General features: G+C 55.5%; 23 protein-coding genes. 8 read left to right on the forward strand and 15 right to left on the reverse strand.

The window, feature by feature from the left end:
• The first annotated feature begins 95 nt into the window (after positions 1 to 95).
• The 6 genes from G7G_RS0117985 (at position 96) to G7G_RS0118010 (ending at position 7,004) form a co-directional block, all read left to right on the forward strand.
• Positions 96 to 1,478, forward strand: a complete 1,383-nt coding sequence (locus tag G7G_RS0117985) for a 1-acyl-sn-glycerol-3-phosphate acyltransferase (protein WP_010442844.1) — start codon at positions 96 to 98, stop codon at positions 1,476 to 1,478.
• A gap of 112 nt (positions 1,479 to 1,590) precedes the next feature.
• On the forward strand, positions 1,591 to 2,877 hold the full coding sequence (ccrA, locus tag G7G_RS0117990; protein WP_010442845.1) for a crotonyl-CoA carboxylase/reductase: 1,287 nt from the start codon (positions 1,591 to 1,593) through the stop codon (positions 2,875 to 2,877).
• A gap of 367 nt (positions 2,878 to 3,244) precedes the next feature.
• The gene (locus tag G7G_RS0117995; protein ID WP_010442846.1) at positions 3,245 to 3,964 is read left to right on the forward strand and encodes a helix-turn-helix transcriptional regulator; all 720 of its coding nucleotides are present in this window, start codon (positions 3,245 to 3,247) and stop codon (positions 3,962 to 3,964) included.
• Between the two features lie 83 nt (positions 3,965 to 4,047).
• A complete protein-coding gene (locus G7G_RS0118000; protein WP_010442847.1) occupies positions 4,048 to 4,686 on the forward strand; it encodes an acyl-homoserine-lactone synthase in 639 nt (212 codons plus the stop codon).
• Positions 4,687 to 4,746: 60 nt separating this feature from the next.
• Positions 4,747 to 6,279 (forward strand): ATP-dependent DNA helicase, encoded by a 1,533-nt coding sequence (locus tag G7G_RS0118005; RefSeq protein WP_010442848.1) that lies wholly within the window; start codon positions 4,747 to 4,749, stop codon positions 6,277 to 6,279.
• Positions 6,276 to 7,004, forward strand: a complete 729-nt coding sequence (locus G7G_RS0118010; protein WP_010442849.1) for an SDR family oxidoreductase — start codon at positions 6,276 to 6,278, stop codon at positions 7,002 to 7,004. The genes G7G_RS0118005 and G7G_RS0118010 overlap by 4 nt, the downstream gene beginning before the upstream one ends.
• Before the next feature lie 2 nt (positions 7,005 to 7,006).
• Here the strand turns inward: G7G_RS0118010 and G7G_RS0118015 are convergent, their stop codons facing one another.
• The 14 genes from G7G_RS0118015 to G7G_RS0118080 form a co-directional block, all read right to left on the reverse strand.
• Positions 7,007 to 7,771, reverse strand: a complete 765-nt coding sequence (locus tag G7G_RS0118015; protein WP_010442850.1) for a TIGR02186 family protein — start codon at positions 7,769 to 7,771, stop codon at positions 7,007 to 7,009.
• 1 nt (position 7,772) lies between these two features.
• A complete protein-coding gene (locus tag G7G_RS0118020; RefSeq protein ID WP_010442851.1) occupies positions 7,773 to 8,693 on the reverse strand; it encodes a sulfite exporter TauE/SafE family protein in 921 nt (306 codons plus the stop codon).
• A gap of 91 nt (positions 8,694 to 8,784) precedes the next feature.
• A complete protein-coding gene (locus G7G_RS0118025) occupies positions 8,785 to 9,708 on the reverse strand; it encodes a sulfite exporter TauE/SafE family protein (protein ID WP_010442852.1) in 924 nt (307 codons plus the stop codon).
• Between the two features lie 90 nt (positions 9,709 to 9,798).
• The gene (locus G7G_RS0118030; protein ID WP_010442853.1) at positions 9,799 to 10,767 is read right to left on the reverse strand and encodes an ABC transporter permease; all 969 of its coding nucleotides are present in this window, start codon (positions 10,765 to 10,767) and stop codon (positions 9,799 to 9,801) included.
• Entirely contained in the window at positions 10,767 to 11,861 is a 1,095-nt protein-coding gene (locus G7G_RS0118035; RefSeq protein WP_010442854.1) for an ABC transporter permease, read from the reverse strand. Before G7G_RS0118035 ends, G7G_RS0118030 begins: the two co-directional genes overlap by 1 nt.
• Before the next feature lie 3 nt (positions 11,862 to 11,864).
• Positions 11,865 to 13,394: an ABC transporter ATP-binding protein gene (locus G7G_RS0118040; protein ID WP_010442855.1), complete on the reverse strand. Its 1,530-nt coding sequence runs from the start codon at positions 13,392 to 13,394 to the stop codon at positions 11,865 to 11,867.
• A gap of 88 nt (positions 13,395 to 13,482) precedes the next feature.
• Positions 13,483 to 14,481, reverse strand: a complete 999-nt coding sequence (locus G7G_RS0118045; protein ID WP_010442856.1) for a BMP family lipoprotein — start codon at positions 14,479 to 14,481, stop codon at positions 13,483 to 13,485.
• A 147-nt stretch (positions 14,482 to 14,628) separates the two neighbouring features.
• Positions 14,629 to 15,048, reverse strand: a complete 420-nt coding sequence (locus tag G7G_RS0118050) for a GNAT family N-acetyltransferase (RefSeq protein WP_037321930.1) — start codon at positions 15,046 to 15,048, stop codon at positions 14,629 to 14,631.
• Complete coding sequence (tsaB, locus tag G7G_RS0118055; protein WP_010442858.1) at positions 15,045 to 15,635, reverse strand: tRNA (adenosine(37)-N6)-threonylcarbamoyltransferase complex dimerization subunit type 1 TsaB; 591 nt, start codon at positions 15,633 to 15,635, stop codon at positions 15,045 to 15,047. The genes G7G_RS0118050 and tsaB overlap by 4 nt, the downstream gene beginning before the upstream one ends.
• A complete protein-coding gene (locus tag G7G_RS0118060) occupies positions 15,625 to 16,188 on the reverse strand; it encodes a NifU family protein (RefSeq protein WP_010442859.1) in 564 nt (187 codons plus the stop codon). Before G7G_RS0118060 ends, tsaB begins: the two co-directional genes overlap by 11 nt.
• 69 nt (positions 16,189 to 16,257) lie before the next feature.
• Positions 16,258 to 16,851 (reverse strand): 2-hydroxychromene-2-carboxylate isomerase, encoded by a 594-nt coding sequence (locus tag G7G_RS0118065; RefSeq protein WP_010442860.1) that lies wholly within the window; start codon positions 16,849 to 16,851, stop codon positions 16,258 to 16,260.
• A gap of 8 nt (positions 16,852 to 16,859) precedes the next feature.
• Positions 16,860 to 17,315 carry a universal stress protein gene (locus G7G_RS0118070; protein WP_010442861.1) on the reverse strand — a complete coding sequence of 152 codons (456 nt, stop codon included), beginning with the start codon at positions 17,313 to 17,315 and terminating at the stop codon, positions 16,860 to 16,862.
• A 73-nt stretch (positions 17,316 to 17,388) separates the two neighbouring features.
• Complete coding sequence (locus tag G7G_RS0118075) at positions 17,389 to 18,252, reverse strand: branched-chain amino acid aminotransferase (RefSeq protein WP_010442862.1); 864 nt, start codon at positions 18,250 to 18,252, stop codon at positions 17,389 to 17,391.
• A 67-nt stretch (positions 18,253 to 18,319) separates the two neighbouring features.
• Positions 18,320 to 18,772 carry an Lrp/AsnC family transcriptional regulator gene (locus G7G_RS0118080; RefSeq protein WP_010442863.1) on the reverse strand — a complete coding sequence of 151 codons (453 nt, stop codon included), beginning with the start codon at positions 18,770 to 18,772 and terminating at the stop codon, positions 18,320 to 18,322.
• 129 nt (positions 18,773 to 18,901) lie between these two features.
• Here G7G_RS0118080 and G7G_RS0118085 point away from each other — a divergent pair, with 129 nt between their 5' ends.
• Positions 18,902 to 19,951, forward strand: coding sequence for a Leu/Phe/Val dehydrogenase (locus tag G7G_RS0118085; RefSeq protein WP_010442864.1), 1,050 nt, complete (start codon positions 18,902 to 18,904; stop codon positions 19,949 to 19,951).
• A gap of 62 nt (positions 19,952 to 20,013) precedes the next feature.
• Here G7G_RS0118085 and trpS read toward each other — a convergent pair whose 3' ends face one another.
• Positions 20,014 to 21,042: a tryptophan--tRNA ligase gene (trpS, locus tag G7G_RS0118090; protein WP_010442865.1), complete on the reverse strand. Its 1,029-nt coding sequence runs from the start codon at positions 21,040 to 21,042 to the stop codon at positions 20,014 to 20,016.
• A gap of 86 nt (positions 21,043 to 21,128) precedes the next feature.
• On the opposite strand from trpS, the gene G7G_RS0118095 reads away from it, so the two are divergent.
• Positions 21,129 to 21,815, forward strand: coding sequence for a rhomboid family intramembrane serine protease (locus G7G_RS0118095; RefSeq protein WP_010442866.1), 687 nt, complete (start codon positions 21,129 to 21,131; stop codon positions 21,813 to 21,815).
• Positions 21,816 to 21,820 lie beyond the last annotated feature (5 nt).

A 21,820-nucleotide genomic window follows, 5' to 3' on the forward strand; every position in this document is an offset into this window, starting at 1 on the left:
AAATCGCAATTTTCAGTATATGTCAATTCGCTGCGTTGCGGCATCGCAAGTTTCTTCAGATTGTGGGTGTTTGCGATTGATGGCACTGTGCCCAAATGATGCAGACTGTGGAAATACCGATTTGGTTGTTTGTACTGATTGTGCTGTTTGCCACGGTCACCTTTGCCTCGCATTTCTTATTTCCTTCAGTGCGGTGGTTTTTCCGCCGCCGCCTTGAACGTGCTGTTGCGCGGCTGAACAAACGCCTGCAGCGTCCGATCCAGCCGTTCAAACTGGCAGGGCGCCACGATATGATTCAGAGGCTTATCTATGACCCTCAAGTCAGCAAGGCCGTACAGAAGCATGCCAAAGAGGAGGGTGTGCCCGATGCCGTCGCCTCGGAACAGGCCCAACGCTATGCACGAGAGATCGCCCCGTCTTTTTCAACAGTTGCGTATTTCAGCATAGCCATTCGATTTGCGCGAATGCTCAGCAACGCGTTCTACAAGGTCCAGTTGGGGTATGAGGACAAGTCGGCCCTAGACAATATCGATCCCGAAGCGACAGTCGTTTACGTCATGAACCACCGCAGCAATATGGACTATGTGCTTGTTACCTATCTGGCGGCGGATCATTCGACACTTTCCTACGCTGTGGGCGAATGGGCCCGTGTTTGGCCGCTGAGTCGATTGATACGTGCAATGGGGGCCTACTTCATTCGACGTAAATCGGGCAGCGATTTGTATCGTCAGGTGCTGGCAAGCTATGTGCGTCACGCGACCGAAGCGGGTGTTACACAGGCCATGTTCCCAGAGGGCGGGTTGAGCCTGACAGGTAAACTGGGCCGCCCTAAGCTGGGTTTGCTCAAATACATCATCGATGGCGTGGATCCGAAGGGGCGGGATGTTGTATTCGTACCTGTCGCCCTGAATTACGATCGCGTTTTGGAAGATACAGTCCTGACGGCTGCGGCGCAGGACAGTGAACGCCGGTTTCGTGCACGTATTGGGGTCATCACGCGCTGGACACTAAAGCAAATCTGGCGGCGTCTTGTTGGGCGTTACAAAAAGTTTGGGATTGCATCAGTCCAATATGCAACGCCGATATCCTTAAAGGAATTTCGCGCTTCGCATGAGCGGGATTTGACGACTGATTTGGCGCGCGAGCTCATGCGTAGAATCGGCGCTGCGATACCCTTTGTGCCGGTCCCCGCAGCTTGTCGGCTGCTGCAGGACGAAGGGCAGATGTCAGAAGAGGACCTGAAATCTCGATTGCTGGAAATGGGTGGTAAAGCCGTCGCCAACGGCGAAGGTGAGGCAATTGATGATGCGATCAACCAATTAGTTGAGCGCCGGATATTGCGGCGAGAAAGTGGAGTGCTGCGCCCTACAGGCGAGCGGACCGAGTTGCTTGCATATTATGCGGCTGCGTCCGAACCTGTTAATCGCGCAGGGCATGATGCAGTTGCAGAAAGTAATTCTGCGACTGCTGGGTCATAAAATTACAAAAATACATCAAAAACGGTTGCAATATTACTCAGGGATCAATATTCCATCTGAGGAAAGCCGCGATTCTGCGGCGCGGCAATAGATAAGAACAAAGGAGGCCAACATGGCTTTGGATGTCGATAGCGGTATCGCGTCGTATGAGGCACCGGAAAAGGACCTCTATGAAATGGGTGAGATCCCTCCAATGGGATATGTACCCAAGCAAATGTATGCTTGGGCCATCCGGAAAGAGCGTCATGGCGAGCCAGACACGGCGATGCAGCTCGAGGTGGTTGATGTCCCCAAGCTGGACAGCCACGAAGTTCTGGTTCTCGTTATGGCGGCGGGTGTGAACTACAACGGCGTCTGGGCATCGCTTGGCAAACCCATCAGCCCGTTTGACGGACACAAAGCCCCTTACCATATTGCGGGCTCGGATGCTTCGGGCATCGTCTGGGCCGTGGGTGAGAAAGTCACACGCTGGAAGGTCGGCGACGAAGTGGTCATTCATTGCAACCAGGATGATGGCGATGATGAGCACTGTAACGGCGGCGATCCGATGTACTCGGACAGCCAGCGCATCTGGGGATATGAGACACCAGATGGGTCGTTCGCGCAGTTTACAAATGTACAAGCACAGCAGCTGATGCCGCGCCCCAAGCATCTGACTTGGGAAGAAAGCGCCTGCTACACTCTCACACTGGCAACGGCTTATCGGATGCTGTTTGGTCACGAGCCGCATGACCTGAAACCTGGCCAGAATGTTTTGGTCTGGGGTGCGTCGGGCGGTCTGGGCTCTTACGCAATCCAGCTGATCAATACGGCGGGAGCTAACGCGATCGGCGTGATCTCGGACGAAAGCAAACGTGACTTTGTTATGGGGCTGGGCGCCAAAGGCGTTCTGAACCGCAAGGACTTCAACTGCTGGGGCCAGTTGCCCACGGTCAATACACCTGAATATGCCGAATGGTTCAAAGAGGCCCGCAAGTTTGGCAAGGCCATCTGGGATATCACCGGCAAAGGTGTGAACGTCGACATGGTGTTCGAGCATCCGGGTGAAAGCACATTCCCGGTATCGACCTTTGTGGTGAAAAAAGGCGGCATGGTCGTGATTTGTGCCGGGACCACTGGCTATAACCTGACCTTCGATGTGCGCTACATGTGGATGCATCAGAAACGTTTGCAGGGCTCACACTTTGCCCATCTCAAACAAGCCGCCGCAGCGAATAAGCTGATGGTAGAACGCCGATTGGATCCATGCATGTCCGAGGTGTTTACCTGGAAGGAGCTGCCCGAGGCGCATATGAAGATGATGCGAAATGAACACAAGCCGGGCAATATGTCGGTGTTAGTTCAGGCTCCGTATACGGGTATGCGCACCCTTGAGGAAGTATTAGCCGCCCGCGACTAACGGTCTCAGTTTTTTGAACAGCTTCATCACCCGCAAGGCATAGTTTCGCCCTTGCGGGTGATTTGCGATTCCCGGTTATCAATATTTTTCAATACGTTAGAAATCCGGCCCCCACTATTTCTGGGGAGTAGAAAGCAGTGAATAGGCCGAAATAGACTGCACATGTTATGGTTGTGTTAACCCTTCGTTAACTATTTCGGAGACACCCTGATGGCGCAAAATGAGTGGATATTGGACGTATTGTCGGATCTCAACGCCTTTGCGGTGGCAAATGGGATGAGCGCACTTGCCGAGCAGCTTGATGATACAAGGCTAATCGCAGCGGCCGAGATTGCGTCCTCAAAGGATGAGGCTTGCGCGCCCGCGAATGGGAACAAAGTTCGATTTGAGTCAGATCCTCGAGGATTTGGAAAGCACCAGCACGCTTGAAGAGCTTGCGACTATACTCATCCAGCTGCGTGACTCGCTGCGCATCGACCATGTAACCTATCACTGGGTCGATGGTGCCGGTGACCAATATGGGTTTACGACATATTCAGATGCCTGGGACAAGCAGTATCGCGATAAAAACTACCACCGGATTGATCCGGTTATTCTTGGTTGTTTTCAGCGCTTCCATGCGGTGGATTGGAAACAATTGAATTGGTCGGGCAAAGCCGTCAGAGCTTTCTTGGAAGACGCGCAGGATCATGGTGTTGGCAATCAGGGATACTCGATCCCATTGCGCGGACCCAGCGGGCAGTTCGCATTGTTCACCGTGAATAACACGTGCGACGATGCGGCCTGGCAGACGTTCAAAGACGCCCATGGTCGCGATCTGATCTTAGTGGCGCATTTTCTTAACCGAAAAGCACTGGAATTTGCCAAAAATCGACAACCGGAAACGACGCGCGGGCTTTCACCTCGCGAGATAGATGCGATGACACTGCTGGCGCTGGGTTACAGTAGGGCGCAAGTGGCACATTCGCTGTCGATCTCAGAACATACGCTCAGGGCCTATATCGAAAGTGCGCGTTCGAAACTCGGAGCGCAGAACACGACTCATGCAATCGCCACCGCGCTTAGCAGAGGATTAATAGTCGTTTAACCACCGTACGGTGGTCTCATCCAATATTAACCACGTGTTTGTACCCCTTTTGTTCCAGATATGGACGACAAGGGGAATACATCATGTTGCGTTATCTTTATGCTGATGAGCTGCATAAATTTCCGGCATTGGCCGAAGGAATGTTTAGAGATCGCGCCGATCAATTCAAAACGCGACTCGGTTGGGATGTAAAGGTTAACGAAAGGGGGGAAGAGCGAGATCAATACGATGACCTCAATCCGCTCTATGTGATCTGGGAAGAAGCGGATGGCAGTCACGGAGGGTCGATGCGGATATTGCCGACGACCGGTCCGGTTATGGTGAACGACGTTTTTGGCCATCTCACCGGGGGCAGCCCGATCCGTAGCCCGCTTATTTGGGAGGTCACGCGCTTTTGCCTTTCTCGAACTGCCAGCGCCCATACCGCTGGGGCTATCATGCTAAGTGGGGGCGAGGTTATGGAGGGATTTGGACTGACCCATATCGCTGGCGTGTTTGATGCCCGTATGATCCGGATTTACCGAATGATTGGGTCATCACCCGTGGTTCTGGGATCAGAAGGCAAAGGTCGTGATCAGATTTCGGTAGGCCTATGGCCTTATTCCGCAGAGGATTGCAACCGAGTCGCTGCCCGTGCTGGCATCCCGAGAGAGTTATCGCGCTTGTGGTTCAATACCGCATTTGGGAAGGGGAAGCAGCATCGGTTCGCTCTCTCTGCCTGATAGCGCGGAAATCGTATTCCGCCTCTGGTGGCGCACGGCGCGTCCTTGTAGGGTCGCGCCATGTCTCTGCCTCAAGTCACCTTTTCCGATGATCAAGCCACCGCTTTCGACAACATTGCCGAGATGTTGCGCTCGGCCGGAGTTGATCTTGAGGATGACGCTCTGTTGAAACTTCCCGGAAACGGGAAATCGGGTGTCATGGCTGTGGTTGGCAAGGCGGGATCTGGTAAAACCCTTTTGCTGGCGGAACTTTACAAGGCTCTGGCCGAAACGGGAGTCAACCTGATCTCGGGCGATTTTGAAAGCCGCAAGTCCCGCGACAAACGCAGCCTTGCGATCCTTGCTCCGACGAACAAGGCAGCCAGTGTTTTAAGATTGCGTGGAGTGCCTGCAACGACAATCCACCGTATCCTTTATACACCCGTTTATGACCCGGAATATGAGCGGATTGCCGAATGGCTGGCGGGCAATGACGAACGACCCGAGATTGAAGGGTTGACCGACGAAGCGCTGGACCGGGCGGCGGCGTTTTATGCCAATAACAAATCCATTCCCGGCGCTCTGGCCGCTGCTGGTCTGCGTGGATCTGACTTTATCACTGGCTGGAAACGCCGCGATGAACCCCTCGATATTGGCTTTGTGGACGAAGCCTCGATGCTGGATGACCGGCAATTTGAAGATCTTAAAGAAATCTTCCCGACGCTGTTGCTGTTTGGTGATCCGGCGCAGTTGGCACCAGTCAATCAATCGGGTTCGATGGTTTTTGACGGGTTGCCAGAGCCGCGTAAGCAGATCTTGCATCGTGTACATAGGCAGACGGCTGATAACCCAATACTTGATCTAGCCCACGCTCTATCCGATCCCGCCATGGGCTTTGAGGATTTTGAGCGTCTGATTGAGGACACCGCCCGCAAGGATGATCGCGTTGTCTGGGGTCAACGGGTCGAAGTCGATCTGATGGCGCGCAGCCCTGTTCTGGTTTGGCGCAACGCGACCCGCATCCGTTTGATACAGGCGTTCCGCAACGTGCATGGTGCGCCGGAAACTGAACTGCTGGAAGGTGAACCGCTGATCTGTGACGGCATTGAATTGCCATTGAAGCACCGCAAGAAACGGCTGGATCTTGAAGCGCGCGGGCTAATCAAAGGGGCACAGGTTATCTACCTTGGCCCTGGTCGCAAACCCGGGTTTTCGCGCCTACATGTTATGGGAGCTGAGGACCCGCAGGTCTCGGCTGCATCAATTGTGCAAATCGAAAAGCCTGATGAGGAAGAGCCGTTCATTCCCTTTGCCGCGCGGATGGGGGCGACGTTTCTGCACGGTGCTGCGGTGACAATTCACAAGGCGCAGGGCTCTCAATGGGATACCGTGCAGGTGTTTGCACCGGATATTTATGCCGCCGCGCGTATGGGACGGACCGAGGCGGGGCAGCCGCTTTGGAAGCGTCTTGCCTATGTGGCTATTACCCGTGCGCAGGAGCGATTGATCTGGGTGGTGCGGAACAGATTGTCAAAGCCAACACATCCCTTAAGGGTAGATGACCTGCGGGCCGTCGCGGCGCCGTCGCTGACATTGGAGTCGGAAGTCACATGAAGACAATCATCGTAACTGGCGCAAGTTCGGGCATTGGTCGCGCGACCGCCGAGTTGTTTCTGGCAGAAGGTTGGACAGTTGGTCTATTGGCCCGCAGCGCCGACACACTTGAAGCAATGGCGCAGGGCAGCGACAAGGCGATCCCTTTGGTTGCCGATGTGACCGATGCAGAAGCGGTCACTCAAGCTTTCACCAACTTTGTAAAACAAACCGGCCGTCTGGATGCCCTGTTCAACAACGCTGGCATTTTTGCGCCGGGTGGCACGATTGATGAGATCGCGCTTGAGGATTGGTACAACTCGGTCAATGTGAATCTGAACGGGATGTTCCATTGCGCGCGCGCCGCGTTTGCCACGATGCGATCGCAGAAGCCGCAGGGCGGGCGGATCATCAACAATGGGTCAATCGCGGCCCATGTACCACGCCCGAATTCAGTGCACTACTCGGCAACAAAACATGCGATCACGGGCCTGACACGCAGCTTGTCGCTGGATGGGCGGGATTTTGAAATCGCCTGTGGGCAGATTGATATCGGCAACGCCCGCACGCCCATGGTGCAAGAGCTGGTCGAGAACGCCATCGCTGATGGTCTTCAGCCCGATCCGACGATGGCTGTTGGCGATGCCGCCCGGTCTGTTTTGCATATGGCTCAGCTACCACTAGAAGCAAATGTACAGTTCATGACCGTGATGGCGACATCGATGCCCTATATCGGCCGCGGCTGAGCCTAGTTTTCGCGCAACAGTCGGAAAGCGGTCGATGCACCCCATCCAGCCGCAATTGCTATCGCCAGCGACATAAGCCCGTACCAGATCGGCTGTTCGCGGGACATGCTGTAGAGGAACCTTTCCAGCCCGACCTTGCGTACATCAATAGATGTTTCGAAAGTTGAAACAACCATACCACCCCGCGTCAGGAAAATACGGGCGGCATAGCTCCCTTCTGTAAGGTCTGATGGCATTTCGATCGAAGTTCGGAACAGAGTTTGTTCGTCAACCGCCACAGTGTCTTCACGAATGGAATACAACCCTTCATCCTCTCGGATGCGAATGACGGCTTCGGAAAAGTCCTGAGCGCCCTGAATATTCATATCGGCGCCCACCGAGCGGATCGCGCGTTCGATTGAAACCTTGTACCGCAGATCTTCGGTTTGGGTCAGTACTTCACTGAACGGGGCGCTCGTGGCTACGGCATAAAAACTAGGGGCCAGATCAACAACCAGGCTATCGGTGTTTACCCAGATGCCAAATCGCTTTTCCTTGCGCCGAACGGTGACGGGTTCGGATGGACCAGCGACCGCGACAACGACCTCAAGCGGGGGGCCTTCCGGTATGGGGGCTTCGCGTTTTACAGCGCCGAATACCAGAATCTCGGAGCCGTCGAAATTGGCCGTGATTGATACGCGATCCTGGCTTAATCCCAGAACAACTTGTTCTTCGGCGGCAAAGGCGGGCAGGCAAATCAGAGATAGAAGGACAATCAAACGCAACATCTTAGTGTCCTCCATCCGTGCCCAGCGAGTACAGCTCGGAAGGTTGTAGCAATAAATCAAGTGCCAGCTTGCCGCAGACGACAAGCACAAGCGCGGCAAGCAGAACACGCAGCTGCTCGGCTGGCATCCGAGCCCCGATAACAGTTCCCACCTGAGCCCCGACCACGCCACCGACCAGCAGCAGAACCGCCAGCACGACGTCAACCGTATAGTTCGTCGTGGCATGCAGCATGGTGGTGAAGGCGGTCACAAAGATGATCTGAAACAGGGAAGTTCCTACAACCACCTTTGTTGGCATGCCCAAAAGGTAGATCATCGCAGGCACCATAATAAACCCGCCGCCAACCCCCATGATGGCTGACAAGACACCGACGAACAGGCCAACGATCACTGGTGGAATGACCGAGATATACAGACCCGAAGTCCGGAAACGCATCTTGAACGGCATGGCGTGAACCCATCCACGCTGACGTCGCTTCGGAGGAGGTGTACCGCCTTTTCGGGTCTTGCGTATTGCATTCAGGCTTTCGACGAACATCAGGCTGCCGATGATGCCCAGAAAGATGACGTAGCAAAGTTTGACCAGCAGATCGACCTGACCAAGACTTTTGAGATAGTTAAAGACGACAACGCCCAATGCAGCACCTGCCAAACCCCCAACCAATAGGACTGTCCCCATTCTCAGATCAACGGTTCGGCGTCTGAAATGTGCCAGAACCCCTGAGAATGAAGAGGCAACAATTTGGTTGGCTTCGGTTGCAACGGCCACGGCGGGTGGAATGCCGATAAAGAACAGCAAAGGGGTCATCAGGAAACCGCCCCCAACGCCGAACATCCCCGACAAAATGCCGACCATTCCGCCCAGTCCCAACAACAGGAAGGCGTTTACGGAGACTTCGGCTATGGGCAGGTAAATATGCATGATACCGTCACGTTGTTACTGGCGTTACCGGGCTTGGACCGGCCCGTTCTCTTGCGGTCGGGGTGGCTTGCGGGCAGAGCTTGCAACACGGCTAAACTCCTCCGGGTTCTGAGAGGGAAAAATAGTCAGGCGGCGTCAGGAGCAGGTCAAACCCGATTTTTGCAGCAACTGCAATGACCAAAAGAGCCAACAGAATGCGTAATTGCTCGGCCTTCAAACGTGCGCCGATATGGGTGCCCAACTGTGCGCCCACAACCCCCCCGATCAATAGAAGAACAGCAAGAAGCACATCGACGCTGTAGTTTGTCGAGGCATGTATCATCGTAGTGAACCCAGCCACAAATATGATCTGAAACAGGGATGTGCCGATCACGACTTTTGTGGGCATACCAAGGATATAGATCATCGCGGGCACCATGATAAACCCGCCGCCAACTCCCATGATCGCTGACAGGATACCAACGCCGAACCCGACCAGTGCGGGTGGGATCACTGAAATATAAAGGCTCGAAGCACGAAAGCGCATTTTGAAGGGTAACGCGTGGACCCATGTCCGTTGCCGGCGCTTGGCGACCGGGGTACTTCCTGACTGCCTTGCGCGACGGATAGCGTTCAGGCTTTCGACAAACATCAAGCTGCCGATCACGCCTAGGAACACGACATAACAAAGCTGCACCGCCAGATCGACTTGGCCGAGATGTTTTAGAAAGTTAAAAACAACCATTCCCAAGGCCGCACCGAGCAGCCCACCGCCAAGCAGGACGGTGCCCATCTCAAGGTCAACGGTCTTGCGTTTCAGGTGCGCCATCAGCCCAGAGAACGATGAGGCCACAACCTGATTGGCCGATGTGGCCACCGCCACAGCCGGGGGTATGCCGATGAAAAAAAGCATAGGGGTGATCAGGAACCCCCCGCCTACGCCAAACATACCGGACAAAACACCAACCAACCCGCCAATTCCAAGCAGCAGGAAAGGGTTGACCGAAACTTCGGCTATGGGGAGGTATACGTGCATACCCCCTTAGAACGGTTGCGACATACAAAATCAACTCTGTATGCCGCTCTGCAGCAAACAGGACTGAGGAGCAGTCCTGAACTGGCTCTATCAGCGTTCTTTGACGTAGGGTTCACCCCCCGCGCGTGGTGGAATGGCTTTCCCAACAAAGCCTGCAAGAATCACCACGGTCAGAATGTAGGGCAGGGCGTCCATCACCTGGACCGGGATTACGACCCCACCCAGATCGATGTTCTGGAACCGCAGCGCAATCGCCTGCAACAACCCGAACAACAGGCAAGCCCACATCGCGTGCCAAGGACGCCACTTTGCGAATATTAGCGCAGCCAATGCGATGAATCCGCGACCCGCTGTCATTTCTTTTACAAATCCGGCTTGCAAGGCTGTCGCCAGATACGCACCGGCAATACCGCAGAGAATGCCGCAGATGGCCACGGCTGCAAATCGCAGACCAACGACCGAGACCCCGGCTGTATCAACCGCCGCAGGATTTTCGCCTACTGCACGCAAGCGCAGCCCGAACCTAGTGCGGAACAAGATCCACCAGGTGAGTGGTACGAACAGGAACGCCACATAGACGAGGATTGAATGGCCTGACAGCAGCTCGGAATATATCGGGCCGATGAATGGCACACCTTCCAGCGCTTCTGCGAAGGGGAAGTTGATCGGCTCAAACCGTCCGCCGCCAAACAGAGACGGAGTGCGTCCACCCTGTTGAAACCAGCTTTGCGCGATCAGAACCGTCATACCGGACGCGAGGAAATTGATGGCGACACCCGAGATCAGTTGATTGCCCCGAAACGTGATCGAAGCCAGTCCGTGCAATGCTGACAAAACCAGAGACGCTCCGATTCCAGCCAGAAGCCCTAACCAGACCGAACCCGTTACTGCGGCGATAGCAGCCGAGAAGAAAGCCGCCATAAGCATCTTGCCTTCAAGCCCGATGTCAAAAATACCAGCGCGTTCGGAATACAAACCTGCCAGACAAGCCAGCAACAGTGGCGTGGCCAGTCGAACTGTAGAATCGAGGACTTGAATGAGGGTAACGAAAAATTCCATCACTCTGCCCCCTTCCGGAAACTCAGGAAGATCTTTTCAAGCGGCATGCGCACCATATTATCGAGCGCACCGGTGAATAGGATGACCAGCGCCTGAATGACCACGATCAGTTCACGTGGGATCGACGTCCACAACGCCAATTCAGCGCCGCCTTGGTACAGAAATCCGAACAGGATCGCAGCAAGGAAAACGCCAAATGGATGGGAACGACCCATAAGAGCCACGGCAATCCCAATAAATCCGGCACCCTCGGTCGAATTGAGGACAAGTCGTTCTGCTTCGCCCATGACATTATTGATAGCCATCATGCCTGCAAGGGCACCCGAGATCAGCATTGCGATGATCGTGATGCGTACGGGTGAGATACCGGCATAGACGGCTCCCGTTTCGGAATGGCCATAGGCGCGGATTTCGTATCCCAGTCGCGTGCGCCAGATCAGGGCCCAAACCACGATGCAGGCAAGTATCGCCACGAAGAACGAGATGTTGGCCGGTGCCCCCCGGAAGACGATGTTTTCGGCGCTCGAAAACATCGACTGGAATGTTGGCAGGTGTACCGCCTCGGGGAACCGCGCCGTGGCCGGGTCTTGCGATCCTTGCGGGCGCATCACATTGACCAGCATGTAGTTAAGGAAAGCTGCGGCGATAAAGTTGAACATGATCGTGGTGATCACGATATGACTGCCCCGTTTGGCCTGCAGATAGGCCGGGATCGCGGCCCAGGCCGCGCCAAAGATCATCGAAGCGGCACAGGCGGCCAGTAAGGCGATGGTCCAATGCGGCCAAGGGACCGATAGACAGACGATTGCAACGCCCAGTCCGCCGAGCATGGCCTGACCCTCACCACCAATGTTGAACAGCCGCGCGTGAAAGGCCACGGCAACGGCCAGACCGGTGAAGATGAAATTCGTAGCGTAATAAAGCGTATAGCCCCAGCCATAGGTTGAACCCAAGGCCCCTGTGACCATCAGGTTGACCGCCTCGACCGGGTTTTCCCCAATGGCCAGAATAACGATTGCCGAAAGGATTGTGGCCAACAGCAGGCTGATGATCGGGATCAGCACCACATCGGCCCATTTGGGCATTTTTTCCATGGTTCAGGCGGCCTCTCCTGCAACACCGGCCATCAGTAGGCCCAGTTCTTTTTCATCCGTCTCGGCGGGCAGACGCTCGCCCATGATATGTCCGTCGAACATCACGGCGATCCGGTCGGACAGCGAGAAGATCTCTTCCAGCTCGACCGAAACCAGCAGGATCGCTTTGCCCTGATCTCTCAGGGCGACAATCTGTTTATGAATGAATTCGATGGCACCGATATCCACACCGCGTGTGGGTTGACCCACCAGCAGCAGGTCAGGGTTCCGCTCAATCTCGCGCGCGACTACGATCTTCTGCTGGTTGCCACCCGAGAAGCTTTTGGCGGTCAGCCAGCCATTGGGCGGGCGTACGTCGAATTTCTCAATCTTGGCTTCGGTGTCGGCGCGCAGTGCGGCATTGTCCATGAACAGCCCGCGCTTATACGCAGGGTCGCGGTGATAGCCGAAGGCCACATTCTCCCACGCGTAGAAATCCATGATCAAGCCTTCGCGCTGGCGATCCTCGGGCACATGCGCGATGTGTTGCGCGCGCCGTGCCTGACCGTCCGAGCCGGGGCCGTGCAATGGCAGAGGTTCCCCGTTCAGTCTGATTGATCCCTGTCCGGGACGCATTCCGCCCAGAACCTCCAGCAGTTCCGATTGCCCGTTTCCTGCAACGCCAGCAATCCCCACGATTTCACCCGCGCGAACAGTCAGGTCGATGCCTTTGACGCGCTCGACACCTGCCGAATCGGTGACGCTGAGCTTTTCGATCTCCAGAACCGGTTTGCCCGGTTGCGCGGGCACCTTGTCGACCTGGAGCAGAACTTTGCGGCCCACCATAAGTTCGGCCAGTTCCTGTGGGTTGGTCTCAGCAGTTTTGACCGTCGCGGTCATCTCACCGCGCCGCATCACCGAGACGGTATCAGTATTCTCCATGATCTCGCGCAGCTTGTGTGTGATCACGATGATCGTTTTGCCCTCGGACCGCAGCCGGTCAAGAATGCGGAACAATTGATCCGCCTCGGCGGGGGTCAGCACTCCGGTCGGTTCGTCGAGAATTAAGATTTCTGCCTTGCGATAGAGCGCTTTGAGGATCTCAACCCGCTGCTGCATGCCGACGCCAATCTCGTCGATGCGCTTATCGGGGTCCACGAACAGCTCGTATTCTTCTTCAAGCTCTTTCAGCTCTTTGCGGGCTTTCGCCAATGATGGGGCCAGCAGTCCGCCATCCTCGGCACCCAGAACGATGTTTTCCAGTACGGAGAAGTTTTCGACCAGTTTGAAATGTTGGAAAACCATCCCGATGCCCGAAGCGATAGCGGCCTGGCTGTCAGGGATGTCTGTTTTGGATCCATTGATCCAGATCTCACCTTTGTCGGCCTTGTAGAAGCCGTAGAGAATGCTCATCAGCGTGGATTTGCCCGCACCGTTTTCTCCGATGATCCCATGGATCGTTCCGGGGGCGACGCTGATAGAAATGTCTTTGTTGGCCTGAACCGGCCCAAAGGCTTTGGAAATCCCTTTGAGCTCAATGGCGGGGACGGTCATGTCTTGTCCTCAATTGCCGAAAGGACCGCGATCAGTATCGCGGCAGAGTGCATTCGGGGCGAAGGTTAACCCTTCGCCCCGTGTGTTATCAGAACTGCAGCGCCGGGCAGCTGTCGTTTTCATAGTAGCTGACAACCGAAACATTGCCGTCGATGATGTCCTGACGAGCTTTGTCAACCGCAGCCTTCATATCGTCGGAAACCAGCGGCGCGTTGTTTTCGTCCATAGCATAGCCAACGCCATCTTCGGACAGGCCCATGACGAATACGCCGGTTTCGACGTCCTCACCCGCTTTCATCGCTTCATAAACGGCGACGTCAACGCGCTTAAGCATCGAAGTCAGAACTTTGCCCGGGTGCAGGTGGTTCTGGTTGCTGTCAACGCCGATTGACAAGATGCCTTCGTCTGCGGCGGTCTGCAGAACACCAACGCCAGTGCCGCCAGCGGCTGCGTAAACCACGTCAGCTCCTTGGCTGATTTGTGCTTTGGTCAGCTCAGAGCCTTTTACCGGGTCGTTCCACGCTGCCGGAGTTGTACCAGTCATGTTGGCAACAACATTGATGTCGGGATTCACGGCTTTGGCACCTTGTGCGTATCCGCAACCAAAGTGGCGGATAAGTGGCACGTCCATACCGCCGATGAAGCCGACAGTGCCGGTCTTCGATGCCATCGCTGCCATCATGCCAACTAGGTATGAGCCTTCATGCTCGGCAAAGCCAACCTGACGCAGGTTCGGGGCGTCCAGCCATGTCACGTCAACTACCACAAAGGTTGTGTCAGGGTAGTCAGCTGCAACCGCGGCCAGCGGGTCAGCCATGCCAAAGCCCATGGTGATGATCGGGTTCGAACCGGCTTCGGCGAAACGACGCAGGGCCTGTTCGCGCTGTGCTTCGGACTGCATCTCAATCTCGCGGTATGTACCGCCCGTTTCTTCGGCCCAGCGAGACGCGCCGTTATGGGCCGCTTCGTTGAATGACTTGTCGAACTTACCGCCCAGATCAAAGATCAGGGCCGGTTCTGCCAGGGCTGCGCCTGCTGTCAGTGCAACCGCAGCGGCTGCGCCCATCAAAGATTTCATAAGGGTCATTTGTTACTCCCGTTGGCTATTATCGGTCCGGGGCTGAATCCCCCGATACCCACTCAGAGCGAGCATACATGTTGTGATGGCGGGAATTGAAGCTGTTTGCAACAGCTTCGGTCAATAGAAATTTGACCATATGGTCTAAAAAAGTGATTAATTGCCGTGAAAACGACATTCCATGACGATTGCGTCGACGTTTGGACCGTTCTCGCGCAGGTAATAGCGCTTGCGTGTGCCGCATGCTTCGTATCCACATGCTTCGTAAAGAGCGATTGCCGCGTCATTGTCCGAGGCAACATCCAGAAATGCCCGCGAAGCCCCAGCCTGATCCGCGTAGGCGTGGAATTCTACCATTATCTTTCGCGCCAATCCCTTCCTTTGGTGATCTGGATGGGTTGCTATCGTCAGTAGTTCCGCTTCGTCGGCAATCACCTGAACCAACGCAAATGATCTTGTGTCCCCAATTGCATGGATGAAGCGATTTGCCAAAAGCTCGGCAAACTCATCTGCAACCCAAGGGCGGCTCTGATGGAACGCGGCGGCATGGATATGAGCCATTTCCTGTGGCGTCATTCGTCAAGCAAGACCGGAGGTACGTCGCGCGAAGGCGCGGCATCTGCAGGGCGAACATATAAAGGTGCGGGTGGAGTGGGCGTCGAGGCCAAACGCCGCGACGCCAATCGAGCAATAGTGCGAACCTGCCGATCAGGCTGATCGCAAAGATATAGTCTGCCCAATGATTCTGCGTCGTGTCGCGCGACCAGTCGCGCTTCTGCTCCATCCGGCATCAAATAAACTTGGTCGCGAGGAGCGGGAATCGCAGGTATGTGGCCTTTGGGGGCCAACTCGGCCAAGGCATCGAAGCCCGATACACCGACTGCGGGAACGTCCAGACCAAGCGCCAGTCCTCGGGCAGCCGAGACCGAGATTCGAATCCCGGTGAAGTTTCCGGGGCCAACCCCGACACCAATCGCGTCCAGATCTCGCCAGTTGCATCCGTTCTCTTCCAACAACTCTTCCAGTAAAGGCATCAACCTCTCAGCCTGCCCGCGCGACATGGGCTCAACGCAGGACGCAACAATCACACCGTTTTGCAACAAAGCGGCCGCGCAATGCGCGGCCGATGTGTCGAATGCCAGGATGGTTGGATCAGATCGCAACGGGGCGAACCTCGATCACTTCCGGGATGTAATGCCGTAGCAGGTTTTCGATACCCATTTTCAGAGTGATCGTGGAGGATGGACATCCCGCACAGGCCCCTTGCATGTGAAGATAAACAATCCCCTTGTCGAAGCCATGGAATGTTATGTCGCCGCCATCCTGTGCCACGGCAGGCCGCACTCGGCTGTCCAATAAGTCTTTGATTTGGTGTACAATTTCAGCGTCTTCGCCGGTATGTTCGGCGTGCCCTGCGCCTGCATCAACGTTTGCGCCCATGACGGGCTGATCGGATTGGTAATGCTCCATTACAGCGCCAAGGATGGCGGGTTTGATGTGATCCCATTGGACATCATCGGATTTTGTCACCGTGACAAAATCATTGCCAAAGAACACTCCTGTCACACCCGCGACGCCAAAGATACGAGTGGCGAGCGGAGATTTCTCGGCCGCCTCAGCGTTTGGAAAATCTGCAGTACCCGCTTCCAGAACCGTCTGACCGGGCAAAAACTTCAGAGTTGCCGGGTTGGGTGTGGATTCAGTTTGGATAAACATGGCGCGGCTCCGTTTAAGGTGTATCTGATATGCGCGTCCGGACGGGGGAAGTCAAGATTTGGAATCGTTCTAAATTGATGCGACAAAGGAAATCGCGTCATCCAATCGGTCGTCACCCCAGAACAATTCATCTTTGGCGATAAAGCTTGGTGCGCCGAAGATGTGCAGAGCCTTGGCGCGAGCGACCTGTTCGAACAGCGCGGATTTGATCTGGGGGCTACCAATCTGTTCCATCACATCTTGCGAAACGCCTGAACTGGCAAGGCATTCCGCCAGAACCCTGAGGTCCGAGATGTCTTGTCCCGCTCCGAATTGTGCAGAATAGACAGCGCGTACAAATGCACCACGTTGATTAGTTGATCCGATTGCCAATGCCAGACGCGCCGCTTGCAGGCTGTTTTGCGGAAAATTTTTGGGCTGCTGAAATGGTAGATCGCGCGCTGCACAAAGCCGTTCCATATCCCGCCACATGTACCGGCCCTTTGCGGGATACAGATTGAACGGCGAGTTGTTCCATCCCTGTTCAGCAAAGATCGGGCCCAGAAGAAATGGGTGCCATTCCACGGCGACTCTCTTTTCTGCGGCCGCCTGTTGGATGCGCATAGCGCTGAGATAGGAATAGGTCGACGCGAAATCGAACCAAAATTGCAATGTTGCTGGCATAATGTGCCTCAGGTGATGGCTTCCAGCTTTTCCTTGCTTAAGTCGCCGGGCACAATAGTGACCGGAATAGGCAGACTGCCAGAGTTCCGGGTTAGCTGGGTTACCAATGGTCCGGGGCCCTTCTTGTCAGTGCCAGCGCCCAGCACCAACACGCCAATTTCAGAGTCGGACTGGACGTGTTCGATGATTTGAGGAACCGGGTCGCCTTCGCGAATGGCCAATTCGGGCTCGACACCCTGCTTGTCACGCATCCACTTGGCGAACACTTCGAAATGCGCGTGAATACGCTCGCGCGCCTCTTCGCGCATCACCTCGGCAACACCGATCCAATGGTTGAACTCATCCGGCGGAATTACCGAAAGAACCGTAACCCCGCCGCCCGTATGAGCCGCGCGCATTGCGGCAAAGCGCATGGCGTTCAGGCATTCACGGCTGTCGTCAAGAACGACTAGGAACTTGCGCATGTTTGTCCTCGTTTGTTTTCGGGATCATGCCCCACAGGATGCGCAGAGGCAACTGAAACGGGCAGGGTGTCGATCAGCGATTGCTTGCAGCCCAATCCCAGTACATCTCGCGTGCGCGACGAGCAATTGGACCCACCTGATACTGGGTGTCATCCAGCGCGGTGATGGGGGTCACTTTGCTCATGTTACCGGTCATGAACACTTCGTCAGCATCGTGAAAGTCCTCAAAGCTCAGCACAGATTCATGCACTTTCACCCCATCGGCGCGCAGATTCTTGATGTGTCGCGCCCGGGTGATGCCGGCAAGGAACGTTCCATTGGGAATCGGGGTGAAAACTTCTCCATCGCGAACCATGAAAATATTGGCGGTCGCGGTTTCCGCCACGTGCCCCATGGCATCGGCAACCAACGCGTTTGAGAAACCTTTGCTACGCGCCTCCTGCAACATCCGGGCGTTGTTCGGATAGAGGCAGCCCGCTTTAGCGTTAACCACGGCAGATTCCAGAACGGGGCGACGGAAGCGGGTTGTCGTCAGCGTGGCCGAGGCGGATTCGGGCGCCATCGGGATTTCTTCCAGGCAAATGGCGAAGCCAGTGCTGTCTTCCTGGGGGATGATTGCGGTTGGGTCTCCGTCGATGCCCCAATACATAGGACGAATGTAAACTGCAGTATCTGTTGGATAACTTTGTAGCCCCTCCTGAACCAGTTCAACCATCTGTTCCGTAGTCACCGAAGGCGTTAGCATCAGAGCTTCGGCCGAGCGATTGACCCGAGCGCAATGGGCATCCAGATCCGGGGTCATCCCATCAAAGAAGCGGGCGCCGTCAAATACAGACGAGCCAAGCCATGCGCCATGGTCGGCTGCACGCATGATCGGGGCGTCCCCATCATGCCATTGACCTTCGAAATAGGTGCGGATGTTTTTGCCGACTGCCATTGCGCCCTCCCTCAAGCTTCGGGAAACCTAGGTTGGGGCTGAGGCAAGGTCCAGCAGATTATCCGCGTTACAGAGGCAGCGACTCACGTTTGACCATGGTGCGCAAGGCAAAGTTTGAACGCAGATTTCTGATGCCTTGTATTTTCATCAGTCGGTTTTCTAAGAAGGCGTCAAATGCGTTGAGGTCTTTGGCCACGACGCGCAGCAAGATGTCACGCGAGCCTGTCATGAGATAGCACTCCATCACCTCATCACACCGCCGAATTGCCTTTTCAAAGGAATCGATGGCGCTGCGATCCTGTTTCTCCAACTCGACAGAGACAAAAATCGTAACGCCGAAGCCAAGCTGCTCGGGGTCTACCTGAGCGGCGTACCCGGTGATAATCCCATCTCGTTGCAATCGATCCAAGCGCCGCGCGCAAGGTGTCGGGGACAGCCCGACATGGTCTGCCAGATCGATAACAGTCATGCGGCCATCATTCTGGAGGGCACGGATTATCTTGGAGTCGATGTCATCCATAGTGAAAAACTCTATTATTATCGAGTTGATTGAAGAATACCCCTAAAATACTTCTGCTGGTAGCGATAAATAGGTGAAATTCACTCGTCGACAGATGGCAAACTCCACTGGGTAGCCCGGAGGAGAAGAATGGACATCACCATCATAGACGCGCCAGATTATGAGCGCGTGGTTGAATTCAAGGACAGCGCACTTGGTCTATTGGGCTATATTGCAGTTCACTCGACGCAACGCGGTCCTGCGGCTGGCGGTGTGCGGATGCGCCCCTACGGGCATGCCGCTGAGGCATTGAATGATGCCTTGCAATTGGCGCGGGGCATGACCTTCAAGAACGCTGCAGCTGATCTTCCTCTGGGGGGTGGCAAGGCCGTTATTATTGGTGACCCGCACGTCGATAAATCACCCGATCTTCTGCGTGCCTTCGGTCAAGCGGTGCAAAGCCTGAGCGGCCAGTACTGGACCGCAGAAGACATGGGTATGACGCCCGCTGACATGGCCCATATCGGGTCCCGGACTGACTTTGTGGCAGGGCTGGCAGACGGGGAATTTGCGAGCGGTGATCCATCCCCCATCACGGCGCGCGGAATATTCAACGCGATCCGGGTGGCTGCGCAGCACCGTTTTGGGCGAACTGATCTGGATGGCCTGACCATATCGGTTCAGGGGCTTGGTCATGTAGGCGCGCATTTGTGTCAGTTGCTTCATGATGCAGGCGCACGGTTGATCGTCACAGATATCGATGCCCGCCAATCGGCACGCGTTGCTGAACAGTATGCGGCTCAGGCTGTGGCCCCCGATATGATTTATGGTGTTGAGGCTGACATATTTGCCCCCTGCGCCATCGGGGGTATCCTTAACGAAACAAGCATTCCGTTGTTGCAGTTCGGCGCCGTGGCTGGGGGCGCAAATAACCAGTTAGCCAGTGCTGGCGATGCGCAGTTGCTTCACCAGCGCGGCATTCTTTACGCACCCGACTTTGTCGCTAACGGGGGTGGCATCATAAATGTGGCAACAGAAATCCTGCGCGTGGAAGAGCGTGAAGCTTGGGTCGCTGATAGATTAAAGGCGCTTGAGCAGACGATGGATCGCATCCTGACGAGGGCCAAGATCGAAGCGGTTAGCCCGCATGAGGTCGCTGAATCCATTGTGCATGAAATGCTGCGCCCCAAGGCCGCATAATGGGCTGCCAAACAAAAAACGCCGCCCGGACTGGGCGGCGTTTCTAGATCGGGTTCTGATCATTAGGACTTGCCTGCACCGACCATGCCCACAATCTCGTAGGTTTTTTGCAAGATCGGGGAGGCAAGCGCACGCGCCCGTTCAGCGCCGCGGGCAAGTATCTGGTCGATCTCAGCCTCTTCGCCCATCAGACGCGCCATCTCGGACGAGATGGGTGACAGCTTCTCAACCGCTAATTCAGCCAGCATCGGCTTGAACTCACCGAATTGTTTGCCACCGACCTCTGCCAAAACCTGCTCGGCAGTCTGATCGCTAAGAGCAGCGTAGATGTTCACCAGATTTCGTGCCTCGGGCCGCTCTTCAAGCCCCTTCACTTCCGAGGGCAGTGCATCCGGGTCAGTCTTGGCCTTGCGGATTTTCTTGGCGATGGCGTCGGCATCGTCAGTCATATTGATCCGCGTCATATCGGACGGGTCAGAGGATGACATCTTACGCGACCCGTCCCGCAGGTTCATCACGCGCGGCGCTGGGCCACCGATGACCGGTTCGGTCACGGGGAAGAAATCGACGCCATAGTCATGGTTGAACTTGATTGCGATGTCGCGCGTCAGTTCCAGATGCTGCTTCTGGTCTTCACCGACCGGCACATGGGTCGCGTGATACACCAGTATGTCCGCCGCCATCAGTGCGGGATAAGCGAAAAGACCCAACGATGCGTTTTGCGCGTTCTTGCCGGCCTTGTCCTTGAATTGCGTCATACGCTGCATCCAGCCGATCCGGGCGATGCAGTTGAAGATCCAGGCCAACTGCGTGTGCTCGGGCACCTGGCTCTGATTGAACAGGATGGATTTTTCAGGGTCGAGACCGGCGGCAATGAACCCAGCGCACACTTCACGTGTCTTTTCACGCAGGCGATCGGGGTCTTGCCAGACAGTGATCGCGTGGAGGTCGACCATGCAATAGACGGTCTCGAAATCCGGCCCCTGCATATCCACGAAACGTTTGAGTGCACCCAGGTAGTTACCCAAGTGCAGGTTTCCTGAAGGCTGGATGCCGGAAAACACGCGGGGCGTGAATTGGGTCTCGGTCATCGTAGGAAACTCCTGTCTGGAAAAATCAGCCCCCGTCGCTTACCCATGAGGCAAAGGGACGTCAACAGCCGCGAAAGGCCAGCCCAATGAGCAGTGAGCATTATACACCGCCCGTGAACCCTCTGCCGCCGGTCGTGGTGGCATTAGTTCTGTTCATCATGGGGATCGAGTTGGCTTTTATGCTTGGCGGCCGCGGGCTGGTCGGAGGTCCAACTGCGGTTGGTTGGCGGCTGGACGCGCTGCAGCAATACACGTTCTCGCCCGATATCTTCGACTGGATGGTCCAGAACGGGCGTTGGCCGTTCGAACATGTGATCCGCTTTGTCACTTACCCTTTTGTCCAGGCCAATTTCACGCAAGCTGTGTTTGTCTGCGTCTTTGTGCTGGCGATGGGTAAAATGGTTGCCGAGGTCTTTGGCAGCATCGCCATGCTGATCATCTTTGTGGTGTCTGGCGTGGGCGGAGCGCTGGCCTATGCCGTTTTGCTGAACCCGCCCTATCCTCTGGTTGGGGGGTTCCCGCCTGTCTACGGGTTGATCGGTGCGTTCACATGGTTGTTGTGGCGTAAGCTTTCACTGGTCGGCGAAAACCAATCCCGCGCCTTCAGCCTGATCGCGGTGCTAATGGGGATTCAGTTGCTCTTCGGTTTGATCTTCGGTGGAACCTCGGATTGGGTTGCCGATCTGGGTGGATTTGCCACCGGGTTCGGCTTGTCTTTCTTTCTCGCTCCGGGCGGTTGGGCGCGCATTCTCAGCAAAACAAGGCGTGATTAGTGCAA

It is taken from the genome of Ruegeria conchae (assembly GCF_000192475.1).
GTDB lineage: Bacteria > Pseudomonadota > Alphaproteobacteria > Rhodobacterales > Rhodobacteraceae > Ruegeria > Ruegeria conchae.

Coding starts and splice junctions, on each gene's coding strand:
- G7G_RS0118025 (WP_010442852.1), bottom strand. CDS start 9,708: ATGCACGTATACCTCCCCATAGCCGAAGTTTCGGTCAACCCTTTCCTG.
- G7G_RS0118035 (WP_010442854.1), bottom strand. CDS start 11,861: ATGGAAAAAATGCCCAAATGGGCCGATGTGGTGCTGATCCCGATCATC.
- G7G_RS0118000 (WP_010442847.1), top strand. CDS start 4,048: ATGTTGCGTTATCTTTATGCTGATGAGCTGCATAAATTTCCGGCATTG.
- G7G_RS0118060 (WP_010442859.1), bottom strand. CDS start 16,188: ATGTTTATCCAAACTGAATCCACACCCAACCCGGCAACTCTGAAGTTT.
- G7G_RS0118010 (WP_010442849.1), top strand. CDS start 6,276: ATGAAGACAATCATCGTAACTGGCGCAAGTTCGGGCATTGGTCGCGCG.
- G7G_RS0118085 (WP_010442864.1), top strand. CDS start 18,902: ATGGACATCACCATCATAGACGCGCCAGATTATGAGCGCGTGGTTGAA.
- G7G_RS0118050 (WP_037321930.1), bottom strand. CDS start 15,048: ATGACGCCACAGGAAATGGCTCATATCCATGCCGCCGCGTTCCATCAG.
- G7G_RS0118095 (WP_010442866.1), top strand. CDS start 21,129: ATGAGCAGTGAGCATTATACACCGCCCGTGAACCCTCTGCCGCCGGTC.
- G7G_RS0118030 (WP_010442853.1), bottom strand. CDS start 10,767: ATGGAATTTTTCGTTACCCTCATTCAAGTCCTCGATTCTACAGTTCGA.
- G7G_RS0118080 (WP_010442863.1), bottom strand. CDS start 18,772: ATGGATGACATCGACTCCAAGATAATCCGTGCCCTCCAGAATGATGGC.
- G7G_RS0118015 (WP_010442850.1), bottom strand. CDS start 7,771: ATGTTGCGTTTGATTGTCCTTCTATCTCTGATTTGCCTGCCCGCCTTT.
- G7G_RS0117985 (WP_010442844.1), top strand. CDS start 96: ATGATGCAGACTGTGGAAATACCGATTTGGTTGTTTGTACTGATTGTG.
- G7G_RS0118075 (WP_010442862.1), bottom strand. CDS start 18,252: ATGGCAGTCGGCAAAAACATCCGCACCTATTTCGAAGGTCAATGGCAT.
- trpS (WP_010442865.1), bottom strand. CDS start 21,042: ATGACCGAGACCCAATTCACGCCCCGCGTGTTTTCCGGCATCCAGCCT.
- G7G_RS0117995 (WP_010442846.1), top strand. CDS start 3,245: ATGGGAACAAAGTTCGATTTGAGTCAGATCCTCGAGGATTTGGAAAGC.
- G7G_RS0118005 (WP_010442848.1), top strand. CDS start 4,747: ATGTCTCTGCCTCAAGTCACCTTTTCCGATGATCAAGCCACCGCTTTC.
- G7G_RS0118020 (WP_010442851.1), bottom strand. CDS start 8,693: ATGCATATTTACCTGCCCATAGCCGAAGTCTCCGTAAACGCCTTCCTG.
- ccrA (WP_010442845.1), top strand. CDS start 1,591: ATGGCTTTGGATGTCGATAGCGGTATCGCGTCGTATGAGGCACCGGAA.
- G7G_RS0118045 (WP_010442856.1), bottom strand. CDS start 14,481: ATGACCCTTATGAAATCTTTGATGGGCGCAGCCGCTGCGGTTGCACTG.
- G7G_RS0118040 (WP_010442855.1), bottom strand. CDS start 13,394: ATGACCGTCCCCGCCATTGAGCTCAAAGGGATTTCCAAAGCCTTTGGG.
- G7G_RS0118070 (WP_010442861.1), bottom strand. CDS start 17,315: ATGCGCAAGTTCCTAGTCGTTCTTGACGACAGCCGTGAATGCCTGAAC.
- G7G_RS0118065 (WP_010442860.1), bottom strand. CDS start 16,851: ATGCCAGCAACATTGCAATTTTGGTTCGATTTCGCGTCGACCTATTCC.